6 protein-coding genes and 1 tRNA gene are annotated in these 6,091 nt (G+C 66.6%); 2 read left to right on the top strand and 5 right to left on the bottom strand.

Annotated features, from left to right (window positions below):
• Positions 1–1,095, bottom strand: a 1,095-nt coding sequence (hisS, locus tag VI238_RS04090) for a histidine--tRNA ligase (RefSeq protein ID WP_331648729.1), incomplete at its 3' end; no start/stop codon positions are given.
• Positions 1,096–1,268: 173 nt separating this feature from the next.
• On the opposite strand from hisS, the gene VI238_RS04085 reads away from it, so the two are divergent.
• Positions 1,269–1,733: a cytochrome P460 family protein gene (locus VI238_RS04085; protein ID WP_331648727.1), complete on the top strand. Its 465-nt coding sequence runs from the start codon at positions 1,269–1,271 to the stop codon at positions 1,731–1,733.
• 88 nt (positions 1,734–1,821) lie between these two features.
• Positions 1,822–1,898, top strand: a tRNA-Pro gene (locus VI238_RS04080).
• A 356-nt stretch (positions 1,899–2,254) separates the two neighbouring features.
• Here the strand turns inward: VI238_RS04080 and VI238_RS04075 are convergent.
• The 4 genes from VI238_RS04075 to xth form a co-directional block, all read right to left on the bottom strand.
• A complete protein-coding gene (locus VI238_RS04075; RefSeq protein WP_331648725.1) occupies positions 2,255–3,037 on the bottom strand; it encodes a glucose 1-dehydrogenase in 783 nt (260 codons plus the stop codon).
• 57 nt (positions 3,038–3,094) lie between these two features.
• Positions 3,095–3,541, bottom strand: a complete 447-nt coding sequence (locus tag VI238_RS04070) for a DUF6130 family protein (RefSeq protein ID WP_331648723.1) — start codon at positions 3,539–3,541, stop codon at positions 3,095–3,097.
• An 81-nt stretch (positions 3,542–3,622) separates the two neighbouring features.
• The gene (locus VI238_RS04065; protein WP_414650026.1) at positions 3,623–4,585 is read right to left on the bottom strand and encodes an alpha/beta fold hydrolase; all 963 of its coding nucleotides are present in this window, start codon (positions 4,583–4,585) and stop codon (positions 3,623–3,625) included.
• A 642-nt stretch (positions 4,586–5,227) separates the two neighbouring features.
• Positions 5,228–6,076: an exodeoxyribonuclease III gene (gene xth / locus VI238_RS04060; protein ID WP_331648719.1), complete on the bottom strand. Its 849-nt coding sequence runs from the start codon at positions 6,074–6,076 to the stop codon at positions 5,228–5,230.
• Positions 6,077–6,091: the final 15 nt, after the last annotated feature.

Genomic DNA, 6,091 nt, shown 5'->3' with positions numbered 1-6,091 from the left:
GACGAGCGCCTGCACCGTGCTGCGACCGCCCTTGAGCAGGCCCGCTTCGCGCAACTGCCAGTACAGGCGCGTCGCGCCGATCGAGATGCCGACGCCGGGCAGCTTCGACTTCGTGTAGTGGCTCGCGAGGTTCTCGTAACGGCCGCCCGAGCAGATCGAGCCGATCTGCGGGTGTTCGTCGAGCGTCGTCTCGTAGACGGTACCCGTGTAGTAGTCGAGCCCGCGCGCGATCGAGAGGTTCAGCGCGTAGTGCGATTCCGGCACGCCGAACGCCTTGATGAGGCCCAGCACCTCGACGAGTTCGGCGCGGCCCTGCTCGAGCGCCTCGCTGCCGGGCCCGAGTGCGTCGAGCTTGGCGAGCGCATCGGCGAGCGAGGCCGAGCGGAACGCGACGAAGTCGAGCAGCTTGCCGACCGCGTCGGTGGAAAGACCGAACGCGTCGCCCGTGAGCGTCTCGCGCACGGCGTCGACGCCGCGCTTGTCGAGCTTGTCGACCTCGCGCAGCACCGCCGCCTGCCGTTCCGCGTCCGCGAGGCCGAGCCCCTCGAGCCAGCCCCGCATGAGCTTGCGGTTGTTGACCTGGATCGTGAACGGGCCGATGTCGAGGTCGCGGAACACGTTGTAGATGACCGCGGGCAGCTCGGCGTCATGGCGCACCGACAGCGCGTCCTTGCCGATCACGTCGATGTCGCACTGGTAGAACTCGCGGAAGCGACCGCGCTGCGCGCGCTCGCCGCGATAGACGCGCTGGATCTGGTAGCGGCGGAACGGAAACACGAGGTCGTGCTCGTGCTCGGCGACGTAGCGCGCGAGCGGCACGGTGAGGTCGAAGCGCAGCGCGAGTTCGGGCACCTCGCCCTCTTTCGCGGCCTGCAGTGCACCGGTCGACTGCACGAAATAGACCTGCCGCTCGGTCTCGCCGCCTTCCTTCGTGAGCAGCACGCTCGAGAACTCCATCACCGGCGTCTCGATCGGCAGGAAACCGAAGCGCTCGAAGTTGCGGCGCACCGCATCGAGCATGGACTGGAAGGCGACCTGGTCGAGCGGCAACAGCTCGAGCACGCCGGGCATGGTACGGGCTTGCGTGACAGCCATGGAATCCTCGGTACGGCGGGGCGGCGACGCGCGGCGTCGCGAAACGAATAGCGTAGCAGATGGCGGCTTTTCGCCGCTCGCGGTCGCGCAGGAATGTGGGCGGATGCGCGCAAGCCGCCGGCCTGCGAACGCCCGGGGCGCCATTAGCATCGCCGCAACACCATGGAGGCCGCATGACCCTCGATCATCCCTTGCTGCTCGCGCTCGGGCTCGCCGCATCGTCGGCGTCGGTGCCCTATCCGGACGGCTACCGCGACTGGCATCACGTGTCGACGACCGTGATCCGGCCGGGCCACCCGTTCTACGCCGTGCTCGGCGGCATCAACCACACGTACGCCAATGCGCTCGCGCTCGTAGGCTACCGCAGCGGCGCGTTCCCGGACGGCGCCGTGCTCGTCTACGACACGCTCGAGGCGCGCGACGCCGACCATGCACTCACCGAAGGGCAGCGCAGGATGCTCGGCGTGATGGTCAAGGACACGGTGCGCTACGCGGCGACCGCGGGGTGGGGTTTCGAAAACTTCGAGGCCGGCGACCGCTCGCGCGCGCTCGTCGGTGACTCGGCCGCCAGCGCCTGCCTCGCCTGCCACAGCAGGGCCGGCACCCGCGACCACGTCTACACGCGCCTGCGCGGCTGAGCCGCCGGATGAACGCGCGCCCGGCGATGGTTGCACCCTGCGCGGGCGGTCGTTTAGAATTCGCGGCCCCGCCACGGCGGGTCCCGGTCGGGGTGTAGCTCAGCCTGGTAGAGCGCTACCTTCGGGAGGTAGAAGTCGCAAGTTCGAATCCTGTCACCCCGACCAACTCTTTGAACGAAAAAGGCCGCCCCACACGGGCGGCCTTTTTCGTTGCGTCCTGCGACGGTCCTGCACATCGACCGCCGCGCGCCTTCGTCTTCGGGGCGCCTTCGTCGACCGGTAATACATCGAATGGCGGGCCACGCCGAACTACCGGCACAGCTTCACCATCGAGACTGGGTCATTACGCCCAGGCCATGGTTGGCGACCAGGTCAGGTGCCGAGCCGCGACCGCACCCTCGTGCGGCAGGACTCGGTTCCAAGCATTGGCCCCAAGTCGACTTCGAGAAGAGCATCGATGGGGTAACGCCTCGAGAATCTCCTGCCATGGGTTGCCGCCACGGGGCGACGGGTCGCCCCGGTCAGACCTGCGCCTGCCCTCCATCGACGAAGAGCTCCGTCCCCGTGATGAAGCTCGCGTCGTCAGACGCGAGAAACGAGACGGCCTTGGCAATTTCGTCCGGTGTTCCCGTGCGCCCGAGCGGCGCGATCTCGGCCACTTGCCTCACGAATTCCGCAATCTGCGCGTCATCGAGACCGAGCTCCGACTTGTAGGCTGGCGTAACGACGGTCCCAGGAGCGACGACGTTTACGCGGATGCCCCGGCCCTTGAGGTCGGTGGCCCATGTGCGGGCGAACGAACGAAGCGCCGCCTTGGTCGCCGCATAGATGCCGAATGCAGGCAACCCTTTGATGGCGGCAATCGAGCCGTTGATCACGATCGCGCTGCCGGAGGACATGAGGGGCAATGCCTTTTGAACAGTGAACAGCGTCCCTTTGACGTTGATGTTGAAATACTTGTCGAACTGGGCTTCCGTGATGGATCCCAGAGGCGAGAATTCGCCGCCACCGGCGTTGGCAAAAAGGATATCCAGTCGCCCTGCGTCCGCCGCGACAGCCGAAAAGATGCGATCCAGATCCGCCATGCTCGCGATGTCGCCCTGGAGTCCCTTCGCATCGTGGCCGATCTCGGCGACCGACCGGTCCAGTTCCGCCTGTCGCCTTCCGGTGACGTAGACGCGCGCACCTTCCCGGGCGAGCCTCATTGCGGTCGCCAACCCAATCCCCGAACTACCGCCGGTGACGAGTGCGACGCGACCGAGATGCTTGGTCGAGTGAATATTGCTGTAGGGCGAATCGATCATCGATGCAAATACCTGGATGGGTTCGTGGAGCCGGGATCGACCGCGTCACGCGGACGACTACGATTTCGAGATATCGGGGACGACGAACCTGACCGTCCGGCTGGTGATCACCTTGTGCGCGGGGTCTGCGAGCTCGACGAGGATCCGATGGGGCCCCGGCGCGAGGCCCACGACGACGATGGTCTCGCCGCTCGTGTCGACGAAATGCCACGGCGCGTCGTCCACGGTGATGTGCACATGGCCAATGCGTGGCGACACGGAAAGCGCGCCTGCTCCGAATACGGGAACGACTCGCAGATTCTGCGCGCGGTACTGGACAAAGACGAGCCCACGCGACAACGGCTCGGCAAGAGGCGGGTCGACGACGAGGACGGGCGGCGCCTCGTCCTCGATGGCGACCAGGGGCGAAGGCCCCCTGATCTCGCGTGCCGACTGGGCGGCCGCAAGCGTCGCGGTAAGCGTTGAAGTCGTCATGATCAGGAGCACCCTTTGTGCGAGGTTCATATCGATTCCACGGTCGGGCCATGCGGGAGTCAACGACCATCATCCAGCGAAGGGCAGCGCGAACGCGCGCTGCCTCTTGCATCACTTCGCCTGGATGAATGCGAGCAAGTCGGCATTGACCTTGTCCTTGTGCGTCGCGGTCAGGCCGTGGGGTGCGCCGGGGTAGTAGATTTCCTTGGCGCCCTTGATGAGCTTCGCCGACTTGTGGGCCGAATCCTTGACCGGCACGATCTGGTCGTCTTCGCCGTGCATCACGAGGGTCGGCACGTCGAACTTGCCGAGATCTTGCGTGAAATCGGTCTCGGAGAACGCCTTGATGCTTTCGTAGGCGTTCTTCAGCCCGCTCTGCATGCTCCAGAGCCAGAACTGATCCAGCACGCCCTGCGAGACGTTCGCGCCGGAACGATTGGCGCCGTAGAACTGCACGGCGAGATTCTTGTAGAACTGCGAAGGGTCCCTGGTGAGGTCCGCGCGCAGCGTATTGAATACTTCGATGGGCAAACCCTCGGGGTTCGCCGGCGACTGCACCATGACCGGAGGTACGGCCGCGATGAGCACCGCCTTCTTGACGCGCTTGGTTCCGTGTCGGCCGATATACCGGGCGACCTCGCCACCCCCGGTCGAGTGGCCGACGAGCGTAGCGTCCTTGAGATCGAGTGCTTCGACGACCGCGGCCAAGTCGTCGGCGTATCCGTTCATGTCGTTGTTGTTGGACGCCTGCTCCGATCGACCATGGCCCCGCCTGTCGTGAGCAATCACGCGGTAGCCGTTCTGCACCAGAAACAGCAGTTGCCCGTCCCATGCATCCCCACTGAGAGGCCAACCGTGGGAGAACGTGACCACAGGTCCCGTGCCCCAATCCTTGTAATAGAGCTGCGTACCGTCTTTCGCTTTGATCATGCTCATGTGCGGTGATCCTCTCGTGTCCGTGGAAGATGGGAGTGCGCCCGCCGAACCGGCCATCGCGGTTGCAGGAAGGGTCATGGCGCCGGCGGCCAGGGCCGCTGCGCCGGCGGCGCCGATGAGAAGCTCCCGGCGGGTCATTCCCGTGGACTGATCGGGCGTCGGCGACATGCGTATCTCCAGTGGTCCAGCGACCGCGGCGGGCGCGCTTGCTTTGAAGCGAACTTCTCTCGGCGATATCGAGAGTAAGCAACCGGATCGGAGCGGACACCGCTCGGAAGTCTCGCGAACACCTCCCACGAAAGAGGCAGGCGCACGCGCTGAACTGCCCGGAAACCCGGAGGCGCGTTGCGCGAGTCACGTCGCGTGGGCGTATTCGCGTCACAGGTGGCCGTTGGCCTGGGGTTCTCCGCGCGGAACATGGCCGATCGGGCCGGACCGTCGTCCGTGGTCGTACCCGTAGACCCGTGCAAGGTGGCGAGCTCGAGCCCTTCCGGTTGCGCCACGGAGTGCCTCGTGCGCCGCTGCAGAATGCCGCGATGTGTCGGGGCTAGCGCGGCGCAGCCGTGGACCACGCGTGCGGCCCCGCCGCATGGCGTGCATGACCCCATGCGTGCGGCTGCTCGAAGCCAACGGATGCCGCATCGCCGCAGCAACCGATTCGTCGCCGCATGTGCGCCGGAGAGAACGCGGAGCGCAGCACGCGTCGACCCGTTGCACGGGCGAAGCGTTCGGCTCGACATGCCCGCACGGGCGAGCGACGGCAGAACGTCGCAGTGCGGGTCACCGCTGCGCGGTCGTGCGCACGCGTCGGGGTGAGGCCGACGCGCGTACGCGGCGTGCCTTGCGCGCCGACGGCGCATCGTCGAGCACGATCCACGTCGGCGCATGGTCGCTCGCGCCCTTCTCCCCACGCACCCATCGGTCGACGCCTGCAGCGGCAAGGCGCGGTGCGAGCGGCGCGTTGAGGAGCAGATGGTCGATGCGCAGTCCCGAGTCGGTGTCCCAGTGGCGGCGGAAGTAGTCCCAGAACGTGTAGATGCGCTCGTCGGGATGCAGCGTGCGCAGCGCGTCGACCCAGCCCTGCGCGAGCAGTTTCGCGTAGCACGCGCGCGACTCGGGCTGCAGCAGCGCGTCCTTGAGCCACGAGCGCGTGTTGTAGATGTCGAAGTCGGTCGGCACGACGTTGAAGTCGCCGGCGAGCACGAACGGGTGCGGGCTCGCGGCGAGCGACGAGGCGTGCGCGATGAGCCGTTCGAACCATGCGAGCTTGTAGTCGAACTTCGGGCCGGGCTGCGGATTGCCGTTCGGCAGGTACAGGCAGCCGATCATGATGCCGTCGACGGCGGCCTCGAGATAGCGGCTCTGCGTGTCCGACGGATCGCCGGGCAATCCGCGCCGGCTCACGACCGGGCGCACGCCGCGCGCGAGGATAGCGACGCCATTCCATGCGCTCTGGCCGATCCACACCGACTCGTAGCCTGCTTCGGCGAGGTCCTTGTGCGGGAACATCGCGTCGGGCGCCTTCAGCTCCTGCAGGCAGACGACATCGGGTTCCTCGCGCCCGAGCCAGTGCAGCAGGTTGGCGAGGCGCGAGCGGATGCCGTTGACGTTGAACGTCGCGATCTTCATGGCAGGGTGCTCGCG

Source organism: Dokdonella sp. (assembly GCF_036518555.1).
Classification (GTDB): Bacteria; Pseudomonadota; Gammaproteobacteria; order Xanthomonadales; family Rhodanobacteraceae; genus Dokdonella_A.
Note: the sequence above shows the minus strand (reverse complement) of the source record. Positions and strands in the feature narration are given on the sequence as shown.